The sequence below is a fragment of the Azospirillum sp. SYSU D00513 genome, from assembly GCF_017356015.1.
In the GTDB taxonomy this organism is placed as follows: Bacteria; Pseudomonadota; Alphaproteobacteria; order Azospirillales; family Azospirillaceae; genus Azospirillum.
In genome coordinates, this window is record NZ_JAFIQV010000023.1 from 1 (window position 1) to 20,031 (window position 20,031).

Annotated in this window: 17 protein-coding genes; 8 read left to right on the forward strand and 9 right to left on the reverse strand. The window is 69.5% G+C overall.

The genetic code is table 11. The features are described 5' to 3' along the window. Window positions 1-250: 250 nt before the first annotated feature. Window positions 251-910 carry a hypothetical protein gene (locus JUB11_RS17440; RefSeq protein WP_207459853.1) on the forward strand — a complete coding sequence of 220 codons (660 nt, stop codon included), beginning with the start codon at window positions 251-253 and terminating at the stop codon, window positions 908-910. Window positions 911-1,091: 181 nt separating this feature from the next. On the opposite strand, the gene JUB11_RS17445 is transcribed toward JUB11_RS17440, so the two are convergent. Together JUB11_RS17445 and JUB11_RS17450 are read right to left on the reverse strand one after the other, a co-directional pair. Then, complete coding sequence (locus JUB11_RS17445) at window positions 1,092-1,403, reverse strand: hypothetical protein (protein ID WP_207459854.1); 312 nt, start codon at window positions 1,401-1,403, stop codon at window positions 1,092-1,094. Window positions 1,404-1,483: 80 nt separating this feature from the next. After that, window positions 1,484-2,332 (reverse strand): hypothetical protein, encoded by an 849-nt coding sequence (locus tag JUB11_RS17450; protein ID WP_207459855.1) that lies wholly within the window; start codon window positions 2,330-2,332, stop codon window positions 1,484-1,486. Between the two features lie 331 nt (window positions 2,333-2,663). On the opposite strand from JUB11_RS17450, the gene JUB11_RS17455 reads away from it, so the two are divergent. The 4 genes from JUB11_RS17455 to mobB all read left to right on the forward strand — a co-directional run bounded on the left by JUB11_RS17455 (window position 2,664) and on the right by mobB (window position 7,086). Beyond that, complete coding sequence (locus JUB11_RS17455) at window positions 2,664-3,431, forward strand: SDR family oxidoreductase (RefSeq protein WP_207459856.1); 768 nt, start codon at window positions 2,664-2,666, stop codon at window positions 3,429-3,431. A gap of 507 nt (window positions 3,432-3,938) precedes the next feature. Then, a complete protein-coding gene (uvrC, locus tag JUB11_RS17460; protein WP_207459941.1) occupies window positions 3,939-5,897 on the forward strand; it encodes an excinuclease ABC subunit UvrC in 1,959 nt (652 codons plus the stop codon). A 51-nt stretch (window positions 5,898-5,948) separates the two neighbouring features. After that, on the forward strand, window positions 5,949-6,557 hold the full coding sequence (gene pgsA / locus JUB11_RS17465) for a CDP-diacylglycerol--glycerol-3-phosphate 3-phosphatidyltransferase (RefSeq protein ID WP_207459857.1): 609 nt from the start codon (window positions 5,949-5,951) through the stop codon (window positions 6,555-6,557). A 10-nt stretch (window positions 6,558-6,567) separates the two neighbouring features. Further along, window positions 6,568-7,086 carry a molybdopterin-guanine dinucleotide biosynthesis protein B gene (gene mobB, locus JUB11_RS17470; RefSeq protein ID WP_207459858.1) on the forward strand — a complete coding sequence of 173 codons (519 nt, stop codon included), beginning with the start codon at window positions 6,568-6,570 and terminating at the stop codon, window positions 7,084-7,086. A gap of 29 nt (window positions 7,087-7,115) precedes the next feature. Here mobB and JUB11_RS17475 read toward each other — a convergent pair whose 3' ends face one another. From JUB11_RS17475 to ftsH, 3 genes are all read right to left on the reverse strand, one after another. After that, a complete protein-coding gene (locus tag JUB11_RS17475; RefSeq protein WP_207459859.1) occupies window positions 7,116-8,708 on the reverse strand; it encodes a SpoIIE family protein phosphatase in 1,593 nt (530 codons plus the stop codon). Further along, entirely contained in the window at window positions 8,705-9,478 is a 774-nt protein-coding gene (locus JUB11_RS17480; RefSeq protein WP_207459860.1) for a transporter substrate-binding domain-containing protein, read from the reverse strand. The genes JUB11_RS17475 and JUB11_RS17480 overlap by 4 nt, the downstream gene beginning before the upstream one ends. Window positions 9,479-9,576: 98 nt before the next feature. Continuing rightward, window positions 9,577-11,358, reverse strand: a complete 1,782-nt coding sequence (gene ftsH / locus JUB11_RS17485) for an ATP-dependent zinc metalloprotease FtsH (protein WP_207459861.1) — start codon at window positions 11,356-11,358, stop codon at window positions 9,577-9,579. A 175-nt stretch (window positions 11,359-11,533) separates the two neighbouring features. Between ftsH and JUB11_RS17490 the strand changes: the two genes are divergently transcribed. Both JUB11_RS17490 and JUB11_RS17495 read left to right on the forward strand, forming a co-directional pair. After that, entirely contained in the window at window positions 11,534-12,790 is a 1,257-nt protein-coding gene (locus JUB11_RS17490; protein ID WP_207459862.1) for an Hsp70 family protein, read from the forward strand. A 200-nt stretch (window positions 12,791-12,990) separates the two neighbouring features. After that, window positions 12,991-14,070, forward strand: a complete 1,080-nt coding sequence (locus JUB11_RS17495; RefSeq protein ID WP_207459863.1) for a fatty acid desaturase — start codon at window positions 12,991-12,993, stop codon at window positions 14,068-14,070. Between the two features lie 83 nt (window positions 14,071-14,153). Here the strand turns inward: JUB11_RS17495 and JUB11_RS17500 are convergent, their stop codons facing one another. Next, window positions 14,154-14,408, reverse strand: a complete 255-nt coding sequence (locus JUB11_RS17500; protein WP_207459864.1) for a GlsB/YeaQ/YmgE family stress response membrane protein — start codon at window positions 14,406-14,408, stop codon at window positions 14,154-14,156. A gap of 155 nt (window positions 14,409-14,563) precedes the next feature. Beyond that, window positions 14,564-15,220, reverse strand: a complete 657-nt coding sequence (gene rpe, locus JUB11_RS17505) for a ribulose-phosphate 3-epimerase (protein WP_207459865.1) — start codon at window positions 15,218-15,220, stop codon at window positions 14,564-14,566. Window positions 15,221-15,354: 134 nt separating this feature from the next. Between rpe and JUB11_RS17510 the strand changes: the two genes are divergently transcribed. Then, window positions 15,355-16,107 carry a DUF6065 family protein gene (locus tag JUB11_RS17510; RefSeq protein WP_247887138.1) on the forward strand — a complete coding sequence of 251 codons (753 nt, stop codon included), beginning with the start codon at window positions 15,355-15,357 and terminating at the stop codon, window positions 16,105-16,107. A 9-nt stretch (window positions 16,108-16,116) separates the two neighbouring features. Here the strand turns inward: JUB11_RS17510 and greB are convergent, their stop codons facing one another. Both greB and JUB11_RS17520 read right to left on the reverse strand, forming a co-directional pair. After that, the gene (greB, locus tag JUB11_RS17515; protein ID WP_207459866.1) at window positions 16,117-16,680 is read right to left on the reverse strand and encodes a transcription elongation factor GreB; all 564 of its coding nucleotides are present in this window, start codon (window positions 16,678-16,680) and stop codon (window positions 16,117-16,119) included. Window positions 16,681-16,779: 99 nt separating this feature from the next. Next, window positions 16,780-19,788 carry a ribonuclease E/G gene (locus tag JUB11_RS17520; RefSeq protein ID WP_207459867.1) on the reverse strand — a complete coding sequence of 1,003 codons (3,009 nt, stop codon included), beginning with the start codon at window positions 19,786-19,788 and terminating at the stop codon, window positions 16,780-16,782. Between the last annotated feature and the right edge of the window lie 243 nt (window positions 19,789-20,031).

A 20,031-nucleotide genomic window follows, 5' to 3' on the forward strand; every position in this document is an offset into this window, starting at 1 on the left:
CAAACCTCAAGGCGGACGCGGCGCCCCTCTCCCGTGTCCGTTCAAGCTCTTTCAACACCGAGCCTGAACGTCTGTGCCCGTGATACAAGCCGGTAGGGAAACCACGGCTTTGACAACAAATACGCGATCGGTACGGCGTGTTCGAAGAAGGCTCGCCCGTTTTGAATAAAATCTGCGTCTCCAGGCTTGACATTAACAGCCGATCAGATGATAGGCTTAAAATCCTTAGCCTAGGACGGAGCCCCCAGCCATGCAGCCTGAGATCGAGAACGGTCCGCCGCCCCTGTCAAAGGCGGAAATCCGCCGAAACGAGAAACGCGACGCGCACGCCAACCCGAACCAGACCACGAAGAGCTGGGAAAAAATGCCCGACTACGGCGGTCTGCATCCCCTCAGCGAGCCGCCGACGCCCGAAAGCGGGCAGCTCGTGCCGGGGTCGCGCTTCACGGAGGAGCAGTGGGAGCGTGCGACCTACATGATCGCGGGGGGCTGCCCCTTCATCCAGGTGGCGAAGACGGTGGGGGTCAGCCGCACGACGCTCTGGCGGGCCTATCATCTGGCGCCGGACTTCCGGCACCGAGTCCATTGGGAGCGCCGCAACATCAGCCGGGAGGCGCAGGCGCGCGTCCGCTCGCTGGAACACATGGTGTCGGTGCAGTTGGAAAAGGCGGTGGCGCGGGGCGAGATGAAGACGATCCGCTGGCTCGCGGACCGGCTGGGGGTGATCGTCCCGGCGATGCCGAACGACACCGGCCCCGACGGCTTTCGGGAGGAGATACCTCCCTCCGACACAGTGATGCAGAACTTCGCCACCCAGCCGGAAGAGGAAAGACCCTACGGCTACCATCCCTATTCGCCGGAGGTCATCGAGAACCAGCCGGATTGGGACGGGCTGTATGAGGGGGAATAGAGTGCCCGCGCACGGCTCCGCGCCGGCCCCGGCGGATGAAACATCACGACGTTTCACGTTTCACGGTGTTTCAAACGTTTCAAACCGCCCGGATACCGGCCGGGGTCCAGGGGCCGTCCGGCCCCTGGCGAAGGGGGCCGGGGGGAGGCGGCGCCTCCCCCCGTTCACAAACGAGCCGGCTTCAGCCCCGGTCGGGCGTGCGGTGGCCGCCGCGGATGTTGGGGTCGTCCACGCCGCCCATGGTTTCCGGGTCCTGGCCGCCGTCGCGTTCGCTGCGCGGGCTCGGCATCTCGCCGGCGCCCTTCACGGCTTCGCTGCTGGGAATGCCCAGGTCGGTGTCGGTCCCGGCGCCGGGGCCTTCGATGTTCTGGAAGCCCATCTTCTGTTCGTCGGGGCCGGGGTTGTCGCGGGTGTCCGTGATGTCCAGCGGCACGGGGCGCTGATCGGGGGAGCTGGTGTCGGGCGTGCTGGCGAGGTCGCGGTCGGCTGCCATGGTGGGCTCCTGTCGGTTCTCTTGGACTGTGCGTTGCCTCCTTCAACAGGGCGGGGCGGCAGACATTGCGCGGGCGGCGCCTATCCGGGCGGGATCAGCCCCGCCACGTCGAACCAGCCTCCGACCTCGTGGATCAGGTCGCGGCGGCGGTCGGCCTCCGGCGCGGGGGCGATGTCCCAGCGCCAGGCGCGGTCGGGCGGGGGCATGGCAAGGCCCCAGAGCGAATCGTCCCGCTCCACCGGCCGGCCCTTCTCCAGCCAGACGCTTTCGGTGTCCGTGAACAGCGCGGCGCGGTCGGCGGCCTCCGCCAGCCACTCCAGATGCGTGCGGGCGAGCGATTGGGCGAAGGCCGCGCGCTCGGCCTCCGTCACCGCCGGCGCGCGGGCCTCCACCGCCTCCAGCGGCATCAGGGGAAGCTGGGAGAGCAGGTTGCAGGACACGGCGAAGGCGAAGCGCCCGCCCGGCGGGGGCGGGGGCTCCGGCCGGGGCAGGGCGGCGGGGGCGCTGGTCCGCGTGGCCGCCTGGCCGGTCAGGAACCGGGCCAGCGGCTCCAGCGTGCCGGTCACGTCCAGTTCCACCAGCCGGACGTTGGGGAAGCGCGCGGCCCGCCGCCGGGCGGAGCGGGCGTGGACGACGTCCGCCAGCACCACCTCCGCGAATCGGGCGGCCATGGCCTCCAGCGGCAGCTCGATCAGCAGGCCGGACCCGGCGACCAGCGCGCGGCCGCCCCTTTCGCCGCCTCTATTGCCGCCCGCCGCCCGCTCCATCGCCTCTTCCATGAAATTCCGGCAGGCCGCCACATGCGGCGCCCAGGCCCGCCGCTGCCGCCGGTGCCGCGCCCCCAGCGCCACCGCCTCCCCCAGATACCCGAACCGCCGCGCCGTGCGCCCGCAGGGGGTGGTCAGATATTCGAAGGCTTCGCGCAGCATCGGCGTGTTCCGATCGGTTTTGGCGTTCCTGGGGCGGACGGGAATGCGCGGCACTTTGGCTTCCCAGCGCAAGAACGTCGGTAGAAACAAGAGCTTAGCCGTCATCCCCGCGAAAGCGGGGATCCAGAGCCCGGCGAAGCGGCGCCTTCGGGCACTCCTGGATCCCCGCTTTCGCGGGGATGACGTGCAAGGTAGGAGGACCAAGAGAGTGCCTGTCATGTCGGCGTTGCGGGGCGGTGTCCTTTGCCCTGTGCTCCGATCCCATCGTTCCGGCCATTCTTCCGCCCCGGTTTCCCTTGACCGGCGCGGGCGGCAGGGTACCTATGGCGGCATGGTCGAAATCAAGAGGAAAGCCGCCCTGGTCACCGGGGCGGCCAAGCGGATCGGGCGGGCCATCGCGCTGGATCTCGCCGCCGCGGGCTGGGACGTCGCCGTCCATTACAACCGCTCCGCCGGGGAGGCGCGGGCGCTCGCCGCGGAGATCGAGTCGGCGGGCGGCCGTGCGCTGCCCGTGCGCGCCGACCTGTCGGTCGAGGCGGAGGTGCAGGCGCTGGTTCCGGCCACGGCACCGCTGGGGCCGCTGACGCTGCTGGTCAACAACGCCTCCGTCTTCGAGCTGGACGAGGCGGCGACGGCCACGCGCGAGTCGTGGGACCTCCATATGGAAACGAACCTGCGCGCACCCTTCGTGCTGTCGCAGGCTTTCGCCGCGCAGCTCCCGGACGAGCAGCGCGGGCTGATCGTCAACATCATCGACCAGCGGGTCTGGAACCTGACGCCGCACTTCCTCAGCTACACCCTGTCGAAGGCCGGGCTGTGGACGCTGACGCGCACTCTTGCGATGGCGCTCGCTCCGCGCATCCGCGTCAACGGAATCGGACCCGGCCCGACCCTGCGGAGCGACCGCCAGTCGGAGGAGCAGTTCGCCGCCCAGCGCGAGGCAACCCCGCTCGGCCGGGGCGCCCAGCCGGAGGAGATCGCGGCGGCGCTGCGCTACCTGATCGACGCCCCGGCGGTCACCGGCCAGATGCTGGCGCTGGACGGCGGGGAGCATCTGGGCTGGGCCCAGCCGACACGCGGATTCGTGCCGGAGGAATAGCACTCTCCGCCCCGCATCCCGGCAGTTTCGGGCGGATTGTTAAGTTTTCGTGGCAAAGGAGGTAGGGCGAAAGGGTGGCCCTTTTACACAGGCGTATGGGCGGATGCAAGACCCTTTGCTTTGGTGAAGCAAATTTTGCGGCAGAGGCCTGTTTCGGCCCCTTGACAGAAGCGGAATCAAGCGAAAACAAGGGCTTATGCGAAATGCCCAAAAAATGGGCATGCGCCGGGAACGCCTTGAGTCCCCTTGTTCCACACGTGGAAGCCCTCACCTTATCGACAGAGTTATCCACAGGAATCGTGGATAGTCCTGTGCGCTTCCGACTCCTTAGGCTTAACACAATGGTGGAGGGGGCGGTTGACCCCTCCGTCCCTCTCGACGACATTGCAGACCATGCCAGACAGCCCCTCCAACGCCCTCGAAAACGACAGCGGCACCGACGGCCAAAGCGCCGGGACGGTCCCGCAGCCGGAGCCCGAATCGGTGGCCGGCGCCGCGCCGGAAACCATGCCCGAGGCCAGTGCCGGGTCGATTGCCGAGTCCGCCGCCGATAGCGCGCCCGAGGACGGCTCCGCCCCGGTGGAGGGTGCCACGCCGCGGCTCCGGCGGCGTCCGGCCGACCTCGCCCGCGGGGCCGACGTGATCCGCGAGCATCTGAAAACCCTGCCGCAGACGCCCGGCGTCTACCGCATGCTGGCCGGGGACGGGGCGGTGCTCTATGTCGGCAAAGCCAAGAACCTGAAGCGGCGGGTCACCAACTACACCCAGGTGAACAAGCTGCCGGTCCGGCTCCAGCGCATGGTGTCGGAGACCGAGACGATGGAGTTCGTCACGACCCACACGGAGGTCGAGGCGCTGCTCCTCGAATCGAACCTGATCAAGCGGCTGATGCCGCGCTACAACGTGCTGCTGCGGGACGACAAGACCTTCCCGCACATCATGATCACCAAGGACCACGACTACCCCCAGCTCACCAAGCATCGTGGCGCCCGCTCGCGCGAGGCCGACTATTTCGGCCCCTTCGCCTCGGCGGGTGCGGTGAACCGGACCATCACGGCGCTCCAGCGCGCCTTCCTGCTGCGCAACTGCGCCGACACGGTGTTCAACAGCCGCACGCGCCCCTGCCTCCAGCACCAGATCAAGCGCTGCACGGCGCCCTGTGCCGGGCGTGTCACGCCGGACGAGTACAAGGCACAGGTCGGGCAGGCCCGCGCCTTCCTCTCCGGCAAGAGCCGCGACATCCAGACGGAGTTCGCGGCGAAGATGACGGAAGCGGCGGAGAACCTGGATTACGAGGCGGCCGCCCGCTACCGGGACCGGATCCGGGCGCTGACCGCGATCCAGGCGCACCAGGACATCAACGTCGAAGGCGTGATCGAGGACGCCGACGTCATCGCCGCCTACGCCGAGGGCGGGGTGACCTGCATCCAGGTCTTCTTCTTCCGGGGCGGGCGCAACTACGGCAACCGCGCCTATTTCCCCAGCCACGACAAGTCCGCCGAGACGGAGGAGGTGCTGGCCGCCTTCCTCGCCCAGTTCTACGAGAACAAGGCCGCACCCGGCCTCGTGCTGGTCAGCCACGAGCTGGCCGAACAGGAGCTGCTGAGCGAGGCGCTGGACCTGCGCGCCGGCCACAAGGTGGAGCTGGCCGCGCCCAAGCGCGGCGACAAGCGGCGGATCGTCGAGCACGCGCTGACCAACGCGCGCGAGGCGCACGGGCGGCGGCTGGCCGAAAGCTCCTCCCAGGCGCGTCTGCTGGAGGGGGTGGCCGGGCTGTTCGGGATGGACGCCCCGCCGGAACGGGTGGAGGTCTACGACAACTCCCACGTCCAGGGCGCGCACGCCATCGGCGCCATGATCGTGGCGGGGCCGGAGGGCTTCATGAAGAACGCCTACCGCAAGTTCAACATCCGCGCGCCCGAGGCGGCCGGCGACGATTACGCCATGATGCGCGAGGTGCTGCTGCGCCGATTCGGGCGCGCGCTGAAGGAAGACCCGGAACGGGCGCAGGGCACATGGCCGGACCTCGTGCTGATCGACGGCGGGCAGGGGCAGCTCAACGTCGCCATCGAGGTCTTCAACGAGCTGGGCATCGACGACGTCACGCTGGTCGCCATCGCCAAGGGGCCGGACCGCAACGCCGGGCGCGAGCATTTCTTCATGCCCGGCCGCCCGCCCTTCCAGATGGAGCCGCGCGATCCCGTCCTCTATTTCCTCCAGCGGCTGCGCGACGAGGCGCACCGCTTCGCCATCGGCACCCACCGGGCGAAACGGACCAAGGCGCTGGGCAAATCGCAGATCGACGAGATCCCCGGAATCGGCCCGACGCGCAAGAAGGCGCTGCTGCACCATTTCGGCAGCGCGGCCGCCGTGGCCCGCGCCGGGCTGGCCGACCTGGAGTCCGTGGAAGGGATCAATCGGGCAGTGGCGAAAAAAATCTACGAGCACTTCCATACGGATGGTTAGAATGGGTTCCGCCCGGTATGTGGGCCTCCGCAGCCTTTCGAGTTCGGACCGATGCTGACCAGCCTGCCCAACCTGCTGACCCTGTCGCGCATCGCGGTGATCCCGGTGGTGGTCGGGCTCTTCTACGTGCCGGAGGCCTGGGCGGCCTACGCGGCCTGCGCCCTGTTCGCGGCGGCCTGCATCACCGACTACATCGACGGCTACCTGGCCCGCGCCTGGGAGCAGGAGAGCGTGATCGGCAAGTTCCTCGACCCGATCGCGGACAAGCTGCTGGTGGCGGCGACCCTGATCATGCTGGTGGCCGTCACGCGGCTGACCGGCATCTCGGTCCTGGCCGCCGTGGTGATCCTGCTGCGCGAGGTGCTGGTGTCCGGCCTGCGCGAGTATCTCGCCGGGCTGAACGTCAGCGTGCCGGTCACCCGGCTCGGCAAGTGGAAGACCATGCTCCAGATGGTCGCGATCAGCATCCTGATCGTCGGCGACCACGGGCCGGCCGGCCTCCCGGTCACGGCCATCGGCACCGCCGGGCTGTGGGGTGCGGCGATCCTCACCTTCATCTCGGGCTGGGACTACATGCGCGCCGGGCTGAAGCACATGATGGAGGACCCCGCCTCCAAGCGCCCGGAACCGGGCGACGGCCGCGCCCGCACGCTGGGTTGAGGCCGTCCGGATGAAGCTTTTCGGCCTGACCGGCTGGAGCGGCAGCGGCAAGACGACGCTGATGGTCCAGCTCATCCCCGCCCTGACCCGGCGCGGCATCACCGTGTCCACCATGAAGCACGCCCACAAGGGCTTCGACGTGGACCATCCCGGCAAGGACAGCCACAACCACCGGCTGGCCGGCGCGACCGAAGTGCTGGTCAGCTCGCCGCGCCGCTGGGCGCTGATGCACGAGATCCGCGGCGACGAGCCGGAATTCACGCTGCAGGAACTGCTGCCGAAGATCTCGCCCGTGGACCTGCTGCTGATCGAGGGCTACAAGCGGGAGCCCCACCCGAAGATCGAGATCTGGCGCGCGGAGGTCGGCAAGTCTCTGATCGCCCGCGACGACCCCAGCATCGTGGCGGTCGCCAGCGACGGGCCGGTGCCGGACCTGTCCGTGCCGCTCCTCGACCTGGACGATCCCGACTCGATCGCCGACTTCATCGTCGCGCATTGCGGCCTGACGCCGCGCGCCTCCACGCTCTAGGCGCCGCGCTCCAGCTTTGCCCTTTCAGTTCAGGCGTCGGCCAGGGCGGATTCGGCGCGGGACGCTGCCGTTCCTTCCATGCGGACGCGGAAGCCCAGCATGGTGATGTCGTCGCGCTGCGGCTGGCCGCCCTGATGGGCGGCGAGCCCCTGCTCCAGCAGCGCCTTCTGGCCGGGGAGGTCGAGGTGGCGGACCCGGCCGATGCCATCCAGCAGCCGGCGCTTGCCGAAGCAGACCCCGCGCTCCCCGCCGCCCTGTTCGATCAGTCCGTCGGTGCAGAGATAGAAGGTCTGGCCGGGGCGCAGCGCGACCGTCCGGTTGCTGAGGCTCGGGCCGGCATCGCCCCGGCGGTAGCCCAGGCTCTGCCGCTCGCCCCGGATCTCCACCGTGCCGGACTCGTCCGCCAGGAACAGCGACAGCCGGGCGCCGGCGAAGGTCATGCGGCCCCGGCGCGGATCGACATGGCAGAGCGCCATGTCCAGCCCGTTGTCGAAATCCACCGGCGCCCCATCCTGGTGCAGCGCGGCGCGCACCTTGCGGTCCAGCGCGGTCAGCACGGCGGCCGGGTCCGACGCGCCCATCCCGTCGATGACGTGGTTCAGAACCGCGCTGGCCGTCATGGTCATGAAGGCGCCCGGTACGCCGTGGCCGGTGCAGTCGGCGACGCCGACGACGAAGCCGTCCTCCACCGCGCGGCAGAAATAGAAGTCGCCGCTGACCACGTCGCGCGGGCGCCACAGGATGAAATGGTCGCTCAGGCCCGCCGTCAGGTCTTCCGCCTTCGGCAGGATGGAGGCCTGGATGAGCTGGGCGTAGTTGATGCTGTCCATGATCTGGCGGTTCTGCTCCGCCAGCTTCTCGTTGGAGACGGACAGCGCCTCGGTCCGCTCCCGCACGCGGGCTTCGAGCCGCTGGGTGTGGTCCTGCACCGTCTCCGCCATGACGTTGAAGGCGCGGGCCAGCACGCCGATCTCGTCGTTGCGGCCCTCGACCGACGGGTCCGCGAGGCGCGCCGCGTAGTTGCCGGCCCCCAGCGCGCGGGAGGTCTGGGTCAGCCGGCTCAAGGGCCGCAGCACCAGCCGGTTGGTCAGCACGCTGATCACCAGGATGGCCGTCGCCAGCGAGGCGAGCAGCAGCCCGATCACCGGCATCAGCGCGTCGGCCGCGGCCTGCTCCGCCTCGCCCAGGGAATAGACCAGCCGCAGCACACCGACGATCTTCGTCCCGCCCTTGGGGTCGGACAGGCCGATCAGCCGCTCCACCGTGGCGGTCGCGGAATCGTCGTGGCTGTTGGCGTGGATCTGGACGAAGGGTTCCGTCCGGCCGATCTCCGCCACCGTGACGGAGCGGATCGCGCGGTCGCGGTCGCGGAGCGCCGTGATGACCTCCTGCGCGCTGCGCTGGTTCAGCTCCCACAGGGCGCCGCTCAGCGTGTCGGCCTGGAGCGTCGCCACCAGCTCGGCGCGGCGCAGCAGGGCGTCGCGCTGCTGGGTCTGGGTCACATGGGCGGACAGGGCGATGGCGAGCAGCCCGACCGCCACCGTCGTGACCAAGAGGATCGTGTTGACGCGGAACAGCAGCGAGGTGTCGCGTTTTTCGGAGCCTGAATCCCGCACCGTCATTCCACGATCCCCTGCTTCTTCCATAAGGCGGCGAGCTTGCCCTCGGCCTCAAGCCGGTCGAGCATCCCATTGATCCAGTCCACCCCGACCGGCGCGCCGCTGCGGACCAGCATCGTGTGGGCGTAGACCTGATCCATGCGGTCCGACACCAGCAGCCGCTCCGCCAGCGACGGGTCGCGGCGCAGGAACTGCACGAGATAGGACCTCGTCACGATGGCGAGGTCGGCGCGGCCGGCGGCGACGCTGCGCAGGTTGCCCTCATGCGTGACGGTCAGCCGCGCGTTGAAGCGGCGCTCCAGCAGGTCCGGGTCGGCGTTGAAGCCCGCGAAGGCGTAATGGAAGCCGAGCCGCCCGAGGATGCTCTTGCCCTCCAGCCGGTCGAAATAGGGCTGACCGACGCCCGGTCCCTTGCGGGCGACGAACACCTCCCCGTCGCCCAGGAACACGCGCGAGGCCGAGACCGGAAGCTTCCGCCAGCCCCAGTCGAGGCTCTCGAAGGCGATGACGTCGAAGCGGGCGCGCTGGAGGTCGTCGAAGCGGCGCTGGGGGGAGGTGGGCACGATCTCGAAGCGGAACTCCGCCTGCTCCCGGTTCAGAAGCTCGACGAAGGCCGGGGTCACGCCCTCCCCGCGCTCATCCAGATAGGGCGGGAATTCGTAGGCGCCGACCTTCACGAGCAGCCGTGCCTGCGACGGCGCCGCCGCCAGCGGGGCGGAGGCGAGAGCCAGGCCGAACAGAACCGCACGCCGCCGCAACGTCCATCCGCTCATCCCAAACTCCCGTACTACGCCCTTCAGGAGAGTGTAGTTCCCCCGGTCGGGTAGGCGCAAGCCATGGACCCGCAGCGGCCCTTACGAGGAAGCCCCGATCAGGCCGCCACGGTCGTGGCCGTGCGGACCTCCGCCAGCGCGACGAGTTCGGCGCCGCTCAGCGTCTCCCGCTCCAGCAGGGTCTCGGCGATGGCGTCCAGCGCCGCCCGGTCGGTGCGCAGGACGGCGCGGGCGTGCTCCATCCCCTCGTCGGTGATCCGGCGGACCTCCTCGTCGATGCGCCAGGCCGTCCGCTCGGAGCGGGGGCCGTCGGCGTCCTTGCCGCCATGGGATACGAAACCGATGGCGTCGCTCATGCCCCAGGCGGTGACCATGCGGCGCGCGAGGTCGGTGGCGAAGCGGAAGTCCGCCTCCGCCCCGTTGGTGACGGCGTCGGCGCCGAAGATCAGCTCCTCGGCGGCGCGGCCGGCCATGGCGACGGCGATGTCCGCCCGCAGCTTGGCGCGCGACACCGACACCCGGTCGCCTTCCGGCAGGCGCACGACCATGCCCAGCGCGCGGCCGCGCGGGATGATGGTGGCCTTGTGGATCGGGTCGGCCTCCGGGCAGCGGATGGAGACCAGCGCGTGGCCGGCCTCGTGGAAGGCCGTCAGGCGGCGCTCATGGTCGGTCAGGGCGAGGCTGCGGCGTTCGCTGCCCAGCAGCACGCGGTCCTTGGCGGCCTCGAAGTCGCCCATGGTGACGGTGGTGCGGCCGTTGCGGGCGGCGGACAGGGCCGCCTCGTTGGTGAGGTTGGACAGCTCGGCGCCGGAAAAGCCCGGCGTGCCGCGCGCGACCGTCCGCACGCAGACATCCGTGCTCAGCGCCAGGCCGCGCACATGCACGCCCAGGATGGCCTCGCGCCCGGCCACGTCGGGCAGGCCGACATGGATGTGCCGGTCGAAGCGGCCGGGGCGCAGCACGGCCGGATCCAGCATCTCCGCGCGGTTGGTCGCGCCGATGAGGATCACGTCGCCGGCCTCCACCACGCCATCCAGCTCGACCAGCAGCTGGTTCAGCGTCTGCTCGCGCTCGCTGTGGGAGTTGGCCTCGCCGCGCTTGCCGGCGAGCGCGTCGATCTCGTCGATGAAGAGGATGCAGGGGGCGGCGGCCCGCGCCGTGCGGAACAGGTTGCGCACGCGCGCCGCACCCAGCCCGACGAACATTTCCACGAAGTCCGAGCCCGAGGCGGCGAAGAAGGGCACGCCCGCCTCGCCGGCGGCGGCCTTGGCCAGCATGGTCTTGCCGGTGCCCGGCGGGCCGACCAGCAGCAGGCCCTTGGGCACCCGCGCGCCGGCCATGGCGAAGCGGCGCGGGTCGCGCAGGAACTCCACCGTCTCGCGCAGTTCCTCCTTGGCCTCGTCCACCCCGGCCACGTCGGCGAAGACGGTGTGGCTGTCCTGCGGGCGGATGCGGGTGGCCCGGCTGGTGCCCAGGAACTGTCCGCTGCACATCACCAGGGCACCGATCATCAGCGCCACGATGATGACCGGGGCCAGCTTCTCGAACACCGTCATGGTCTGCGGCACCAGCCCGCCGGGGCCGTCGTCGAAGGACAGGGCCACCTTGCGCTCGCGCAGCTCCTTCAGGACGTCGTCGGTGACCGGCATCACCGCGCGGTAGCGGGTGCCGTCCTTCGCCTCCGCATGGGCGAGGTCGGCGCCGAAGGTGACGGAGGCGATCTCGCCCCGCTCGGCCATCGCCATCATCTCGCTGTAGGTGGCCAGCGTCTCGTCCTTCCGCTCCGCGAAGTCGGACCAGGCGGCGAAGGCGAGCCAGCCGAGCAGGAGCGCCACGATGGCGATGGCGGAAACGATCAGGGGCTTCGGCAACTGCGGCATGTCATCCCACGCAAGGCAAGGCGGATCGGGCTTTCGGGTTAATCAATGAAGACGGGTGCGGGAGGCTTCAACCGCTTTCTCCCTCCGCCTTTTCTTTGACACGCCCGCAAGCGCCTTGATCGGCGGGGCGGTCCTCGCTATAGCCTCGCCCCTTCGTTTTTGGGGAGGGAAGGTCATGGCGTCCTGCGGTCTCGACTTCGGCACGTCGAACACGACGTTGGGGGTTGCCGGTGTCGGCGACCTGCGGCTGCTGCCCCTGGATGGCGCCCGGCCGACCCTGCCCAGCGCCGTCTTCTTCGACTTCGAGAGCGGGGCCGTGACGGTCGGACAGGCGGCCATCGACGGCTATGTCTCCGGGGTGGAGGGGCGCCTGATGCGTTCCATCAAGTCGGCGCTGGGCACCGGGCTGATCGACGCGGACACGGCGCTGCGCAGCGGCCGGATCACGTTCCGCGAGGTGATCGCCACCTTCCTGCGCGCGGCGAAGGAACGGGCGGAGGCCCAGGCCGGCGCCGAGCTGGACGAGGTGGTGCTCGGCCGTCCCGTGCATTTCGTGGACGGCGACGCGGCCGCCGACGCGGCGGCGGAGGAGGCGCTGGGCGCCATCGCCCGGACGCTCGGTTTCCGGAACATCTCCTTCCAGTTCGAGCCCATCGCCGCGGCGCTCGACTACGAGCAGCAGGTCGATGCCGAGGAGCTGGCGCTGATCGCCGACATCGGCGGCGGCACGTCGGACTTCTCCATCGTGCGCATCGGGCCGGAGCGGCGCGGGCGCGCCGACCGCGCCGCCGACATCCTGGCGAACGACGGCATCCGCATCGGCGGCACCGACTTCGACCGCGACCTCAGCCTCGCGACCGCCATGCCGCTGCTGGGCTACGGCAGCCCGATGAAGCGGAACGGGCTGAACGCGCCGAACAGCCCCTTCCTGGACCTCGCCACCTGGTCGAAGATCAACTTCCTCTACACCGCCAAGTCGCTGGCCGAGCTGCGGCGCCTGAAACAGGATTCGGCCGCGCCCGAGCTGATCGAGCGGCTGGTCGGCGTCGTCGAGCACCGTCTCGGCCACGCGCTGGCGATGGAGGTGGAGCGCACCAAGATCGCCCTGTCCGACGCGCCGCAGGCGGCCCTGACGCTGGACTGGGGCGACGACCGGCTCGCCCGGCCGGTCGAGGTGGCGGAGCTGAACGACGCGACGGGCGCGCTCGCCGGCCGCATCGGCGCCAGGGTGCGCGCCTGCCTCGCGGAGGCCGGCACCCCGGCCGACCGCATCGACGCGCTGTTCCTGACCGGTGGCTCGACCCAGCTTCCGCAGGTGCGGTCGGCGATCCTCGCCGAGCTGCCGGGCGCCCGGGTGGTGGAAGGCAACATCTTCGGTTCGGTCGGGCTCGGCCTGACGGTCGAGGCGGCGCGGCGCTACGGCCGGGCCTGAGGGAAAGGCGTGGCGGCGGGCAGGCCGGTATCGGGGCCTTTCCCCTTTATCTACTGCCGCGCGATGGAATTCCTGAAAATTCCCACCACATGATCCTTTGGGCTGGGGTACATTGCGACCCGCCTTGCGCGCGCAGGGCGGACGTTCGTGCGTCTTTGCCTTTCGTGCGCTTTCGCCAAGACCACCGGGATAATCGCTGAATGACCATTGCCGTTACCGCCACGCCGGAGCCCAGCCCCGCCGTGACGCCCAGCATCGATTCCGGCGCGGATGCCGGAAGCCGCAAGCGCACGGCGCGTTTCTGGGCGGAGCGTCTGGCGGCCTACAAGGAGCCGGAGGCGCGCCGCAGCATCGGCCAGCTCGCCAGCACCATCCTGCCGCTCGCCGGATTGCTCACGCTCATGGGTCTCAGCCTCCAGGTCGGTTACTGGCTCACGCTGCTTCTCGCGGTTCCGGCGGCGCTGTTCCTGGCGCGGCTGTGGATCCTCCAGCATGACTGCGGCCACGGCGCCTTCTTCCGGACCAGCCGGGCGAACGACTGGGTGGGGCGCTGCCTCGGCGTGCTGACGGTGACGCCTTACGAGATGTGGCGGCGCGACCACGCCGTGCACCACGCGACGTCGGGCAACCTGGACAAGCGGGGCTTCGGCGACATCGATACGCTGACGGTGCGCGAGTACCTGGCTCTGTCGCCCTGGAAGCGCTTCTGCTACCGCGTCTACCGCAACCCGCTCGTCCTGTTCGGCGTCGGCCCGACCTACCTGTTCCTGATCCGCTTCCGTTTCCCGCTCGGCCCCTGGTCGGACGTCCGCGCCTGGCTCAGCGTGATCGGCAGCAACGCCGCCACGGCGGCGGCGGTCGGTCTCTTCATCTACCTGTTCGGCGCCGCCCCGGTTCTGGGCGTCTGGCTGCCGGTGGTCCTGCTGGCGGCGACGATCGGCGTCTGGATGTTCTACATCCAGCACCAGTTCGACACGGTCTATTGGCGTTCCGGCAAGGAATGGGACTTCCACGACGCGGCGATCCACGGCAGCTCCTTCTACGACCTGCCGGGCTGGCTGCACTGGATGACTGCCTATGTCGGCTACCATCATGTGCATCACCTGGCGTCGCGCATCCCCAACTACCGCCTTCCGGACTGCCACCGCGCCATCGCGGAGTTCCAGGCCGTCCGCTCGATCACGCTGAAGGAAAGCCTGAGGTCCATCCGCCTCGCCCTGTTCGACGAGGACAGCCGGCGCCTGATCGGCTTCGGCGAGCTCAAGGCCAAGGCGGCCTGAGGGCCGCCGACCACCCCGCCAGGACGCAAAAAAGGGGCTGCCATATGGCAGCCCCTTTTTCGTACCTGCGTCCTTCGGACCGGTCAGGCCGTCCGGCGGCCGGCGACCATGCGGTAGATGGCGAGGATGATGACGGCGCCGACGACGGCACCGATGAAGCCCGCCCCCTCGCCGGCGCGGTACCAGCCGACCGCCTCGCCGAGATAGGTGGCGACGAAGGCACCGGCGATGCCGAGCAGCGTGGTGATGATGAAGCCGCCCGGATCACGGCCAGGCATCAGGAACTTGGCGATGACGCCCGCGATAAAGCCGATGATGATCGTCCAAAGGATGCCCATGGTCACTCTCCCATATGTTTCAGGACCCTTCCCATCACCTAAACGCGTGCGCCGCCGTTTGGTTCAGACGTGCGTGGGAGCCCATTATGGGGAGGCCGAATTTTCCTTCCCCTTCACCCCTCCCCGAATGGAGGGATGAAGGGAAGGGTGCCGGGTCAGGCCCGCAGGGCGGCCATGTTCTCGGCGTAGCGCGCGGGGCCGCCGGTGAAGGTGGCTGTGCCGGCGACCAGCACGTCGGCGCCGGCATCGATGGCGAGGCGGGCGGTTTCCCGGTTGATGCCGCCGTCGACCTGGAGGTCGATGGCCTTGCCGAGCGCGTCGATTCGCCCGCGCAGCTCGCGGATCTTCGGAAGCTGGCTGTGGATGAAGCTCTGGCCACCGAAGCCCGGGTTCACGGTCATCACCAGCACGAGATCCAGATCCTCGAGCAGATACTGGACGGCATCGACCGGCGTCGCCGGGTTCAGCGACACGCCGGCCTTCTTGCCGAGCGACTTGATGAGCTGGACCGTGCGGTGCAGGTGGGCGCCGGCCTCCGGATGCACGGTGATGATGTCCGCCCCGGCGTCGGCGAAGGCGGCGATGTAGGGATCGGCGGGGGAGATCATCAGGTGCGCGTCGAAGACCTTCGCGCTGTGCGGACGCAGGGCCTTCACGACGGCCGGGCCGATGGTGATGTTCGGCACGAAATGGCCGTCCATCACGTCGATGTGGATGTAGTCCGCCCCGGCCTCGTCGATGGCGCGCACCTCTTCGCCGAGCCGGGCGAAATCGGCGGAAAGGATGGAGGGGGCGATCTTGACCGGGCGCATGGACAGGGTTTCCCTGGAGGTGTGGAACGGCGCCCTCCCATAGCACCCTTCAGGCCGCCGCCCAACAGTTTCGCCTGCTCCTTCCGCTGCCGGGAACCTTCAAAAGGCGGCTTTCCCGCGCGCTGAGTTGTGGCATGCTCGGGGGCATGAAGATCATCGCCTATCCGCTGTCCGGCGTGGTTCCGGACATCCGCCCCGCCAGCAGCAGCCGCGACTGGATCGACGCCCTGCCGGAACAGTACGGCTACCGCTGCCTGCCGCTGAACATCGCGAGCATGCATGGCTGGGAGATCGGCGCCCCATGCCGCGTTCGGGCGGTGTGGAACGGCGGCGCGGCCCTGGACGCCATCCGGGTCGTGGCGGACGAGGCCCACCCGCTGCTGCCCGCCAGCCATTTCGGGAGCGGAGTCCTGACCTTCCATGTCGGCGCCCTGTTCCGCACCCCGCCGGGGGTGAACCTGATGGTGACCGGGCCGCTCAACCATGTGAAGGACGGCATCCAGCCGCTGGCCGGCATCATGGAAACCGACTGGTCGCCCTATCCCTTCACGATGAACTGGAAGTTCACCGCGCCGGGCAAGGAAGTGACCTGGGAGAAGGGCGAGCCCTTCGCCATGCTGATGCCGATCCAGCGCGGCCTGCTGGACTCCCTGGAGCCGGAGGTGCGCGACCTGGACAGCGATCCGGAACTGGCCGCGCAGTATCGCGGCTGGGCGGAGGCGCGGACGAAGTTCAACAAGGACCTTCAGACGCCGGGCAGCGACGCCATGACCCAGCGCTGGCAGAAGGGCTATTACCGGGGCATGCGCCCGGACGGGGAGCCCGGCCACCCCGACCACCAGACGAAGGTCCGCGCGCGCCCCTTCAAGATCACGCCGAAGGCGTGAGGACGGGCATCAGGCGCCGGTCTCCGGGTAGCGGATCGCGATGACCTCGATCTGCTCCGGGCCGGCGGGGGTGCGCAGATCGACGAGATCGCCCTCCTGCGCCTTCAGAAGGGCACGGGCGATCGGCGACACCCAGCTCACCTGGTTGCGGTCGATGTCCACCTCATCCACCCCGACGATCGTGATGGTGTTCTCGGCGCCGTCCTCACGCGCATAGGTCACGGTCGCGCCGAAGAAGACGCGGTCACGGGTCTTCTGCTCGGCGGGATCGACGACCTGGGCGATCTCCAGCCGCTTCGTGAGGAAGCGTATGCGCCGATCGATCTCGCGCAGGCGCTTCTTGCCGTAGATGTAATCGCCGTTCTCCGACCGGTCGCCGTTCCCGGCGGCCCAGGAAACCACCTCGACGACCTTCGGCCGCTCGACGCGGAGCAGGTTCCGCAATTCGTCCTGGAGGCGCTGGAAACCCTGCGGGGTGATGTAGTTCTTCGCCCCCTTCGGCAAGGGCTGTGCGCCTTCCGGGAGATCGTCGTCGGCGTCGTTGTCGCTTTCCTTGGTGAAGGCCTTGCTCATCGCGGTCTCGTGCGTCCCTGTGCCGGGAAGGGGATTGGGCTGAAACAGAAAAGGCGCCCGGAGGCGCCTTTTCCAGTGCTGATCCGGGAAACTCCGGCGTCAGCGGGCCCACCAGCCCCGGCGCGGCTTCGCGGGCGGGGCGTCGTTGGCCTCCGCCGGGTTGGCCGTGCCGGTTTCCGGCTGCGGCGCGGGAGCCGCTTCCGGTGCCGGGGCGGCTTCCGTGGCCGGCGGCGCCGGCGGAGCGGCCTCAGGCGCGGTCGCAGCGGGCGCGGCCTGCTCGGCGGCCGGTTCAGCAGCCGGTTCGGCGGCCTTGCGGCGGCGGGGAGCCGCACGCTTCTTCGGCTCGGCCGCGGCGGGCGGCTCGCTGACCGTCGCGGCGGGCGCGGCCTCGGCGGCAGCCGGTTCGGCGGCCTTCCGCTTGCGGGCGGCCGGACGCTTCTTCGCGGCGGGAGCCTCCTCGGCGGCCGGGACCGGTGCGGCGGGAGCCTCGGCTGCCGGAGCCTCGGCGGCGGTGGCCTCCTCGGTGGCCTTGCGGCGGCGCGGCGTGCGCTTCTTCGCGGCGGGAGCCTCTTCCGCAGCCGGTGCGGGGGCGGGAGCCTCGGCAGCCGGCGCCTCAGCAGCCGGCGCCTCAGCAGCCGGTGCTTCCGCAGCCGTCTCCGGTGCCGCCGGAGCCTCGGTGTCGTTCTCCGCCGGATCGACCGGTGCTTCGCCGGTCAGGATCCAGTCGAAGTCGATGGGCTCCAAGGCCGGAGCGGGAGCCGCCGGCGCGTCGGCCGCGGCCTCGTCCTGGGACTGCTCGTCGCCCTCGTAGCCGATCTCGCCCTCGCGCTGGCGGCTGCGGCGGCGTCCGCCACGCTTGCCCCGGCGGCGCTTCTTCCGGCCGTTCTGGTCGCCGTTGTCGGAGGCGAAGTCGCCACCTTCCTCGTCGCCCTCATCGTCCTCATCCGACTCGTCGGTCTGGTCGCCGTGCGCGTCGAGTTCGGCGTTTTCGAAATCGCCGGGCTGGGAGACCGTGCCTTCGGACTCCGCGTCTTCCGCGTCGCCGTCCTCGGCTTCGCCGTCGCTCTCGCCGTCGCCGGCTTCCTGGCCGCGGTTCTCGAAATCCTCGCGCTCATGGCGACCACGGCGGCGGCGACGGCGGCGGCGACGGCGGTCGCCTTCCGAACCGTTCTCCGCCGGACGCTCGGCACGCTCGGCCTCGGTCGCCTCCGCTTCGGTCTCGGCTTCCGTTTCCTCGACCTCGTGGATTTCCTCGACCTGGGCAGCCAGGGCGCGCTCGGTCTCGGCCATCACGCGTTCCGTGCTGACGAGCGGGGCATCGTCGCCCGGGCCGCGGGCGCGCACGCGCTCGATGCGGTGATCGGGCGCGATCAGCGTGTCGTCGGCCTGAACCATCACGCGGAAGCCGTGGCGCTCCTCGATCTTGGCCAGCTCGGCGCGCTTCTGGTTGAGGATGTAGAGCGCGATGGAGGTCGCCACATAGACCGTGACCTCGGCGGCGCGCTTGCGGATGCCTTCCTCCTCGATGCCGCGCAGCACGTGCAGCGCCGCCGACTCGACCGAGCGCACGACGCCGGTGCCGGCGCAATGCACGCAGCGCTCGAAGTTGGTCTCCAGCAGCGAGGGGCGCAGCCGCTGGCGCGACAGCTCCATCAGGCCGAAGGGGGAGATGCGGCCGAGCTGGATACGCGCCCGGTCATTCTTCATCGCCTCCTTCATGCGGCGTTCGACCGCCGCGTTGTTCTTCGACTCCTCCATATCGATGAAGTCGATGACGATCAGGCCGGCGAGATCGCGCAGGCGGAGTTGGCGGGCCACCTCCTCGGCGGCTTCCAGGTTGGTCTTGTAGGCGGTTTCCTCGATGTTCCGTTCGCGCGTCGACTTGCCCGAATTGACGTCGATGGAAACCAGCGCCTCGGTCGGGTTGATGACGATGTAGCCGCCCGACCGCAGATGGACCACAGGGCTGTGGATGGCGTCGATCTGCGTCTCGACCTGGTAGCGGTGGAACAGCGGGATCGTCTCGTCCGGATAGAGCTGCACGCGCTTGACGTGGCTCGGCATCAGCATCCGCATGAATTCCTGGGCGGTGCGGTAGCCGGCCTGGCCCTCGACCCAGATCTCGTCGATGTCGTTCGAATAGAGATCGCGGATCGAGCGCTTGATGAGGTTCGCCTCTTCATAGATGAGGCAGGGCGCCGAGGATTGCAGCGTCTGCTCGCGGATGTCGTCCCACAGCCGCAGGAGATATTCGAGATCGCGCTTGATCTCCGGCTGGGAACGTTCCAGACCCGCGGTGCGCAGGATGACCGCCATGCCCTCGGGGATGTTGAGGTCCGACAGCATCTCCTTCAGGCGCTTGCGGTCGGCGGGATTGGTGATCTTGCGGGAGATCCCGCCGCCGCGCCCGGTGTTGGGCATCAGGACGCAATAGCGGCCCGGCAGCGACAGGTAGGTGGTGAGAGCGGCGCCCTTGTTGCCGCGCTCCTCCTTGTTCACCTGCACCAGCATGACCTGCCGGCGCTTGATCACTTCCTGGATCTTGTAGCTGCGCAGCGGACGCTGGCGGCGGGGCTGAAGCTCCTCGGCCTCGTCGGCCTCGTCGAAGCCCTCGCCATGGGCGTGCTCGTGATTGTCATGGCCGTGCCGCTCGTCTTCGCCGTTCGGCTCCTCGTGGGCGGCGTCGCCGTTCGGCTCCTCATCCTCGCCGAAGGGGCCGGGCATGGGCGAGAACTGCTCGACGATCTCTTCGGAGCGCATCGGCTCGGCCATCACGGCGCCGTCGGCGGCGGCCTCGGCGCGGGCTTCGGCCTGCTCTTCCAGGCGGCGCTCCTCGGCCAGCAGGGCCTCGCGGTCGGCGACCGGAATCCGGTAATAGTCGGGATGGATTTCGGAGAAGGCGAGGAAGCCGTGCCGGTTCCCGCCATATTCGACGAAGGCCGCCTGCAGGGACGGTTCGACCCGGGTCACCTTCGCGAGATAGATGTTGCCCTTGAGCTGCTTCCGGCTCGCGATCTCGAAATCGAGTTCCTCGAGCCTGTTCCCATTGACCACGGCAACCCGGGTTTCTTCCGGGTGCGTGGCGTCCACCAGCATACGCTTGGTCATTCAAATTCCCCTGACGCCTCCGGGCCGGCCGTGCGACGACAGGCCGCCGGACGCGTCATTGTCTGAGCGAAGCACACGGAACCGGTCCAGACCTCGTCGAACGGCGCTGACGTGAGCAGCCAGTACAAGGCGGGCGGCGGCATCCGGGTTCCGGCCTTGCGGCCGCAACCAGCTTCGAGGTTTCGTCCACCCCACCGGCACGCCCAAGGCGCCTTCTCCCGGAACGCGGCCGCGTTTGTGATG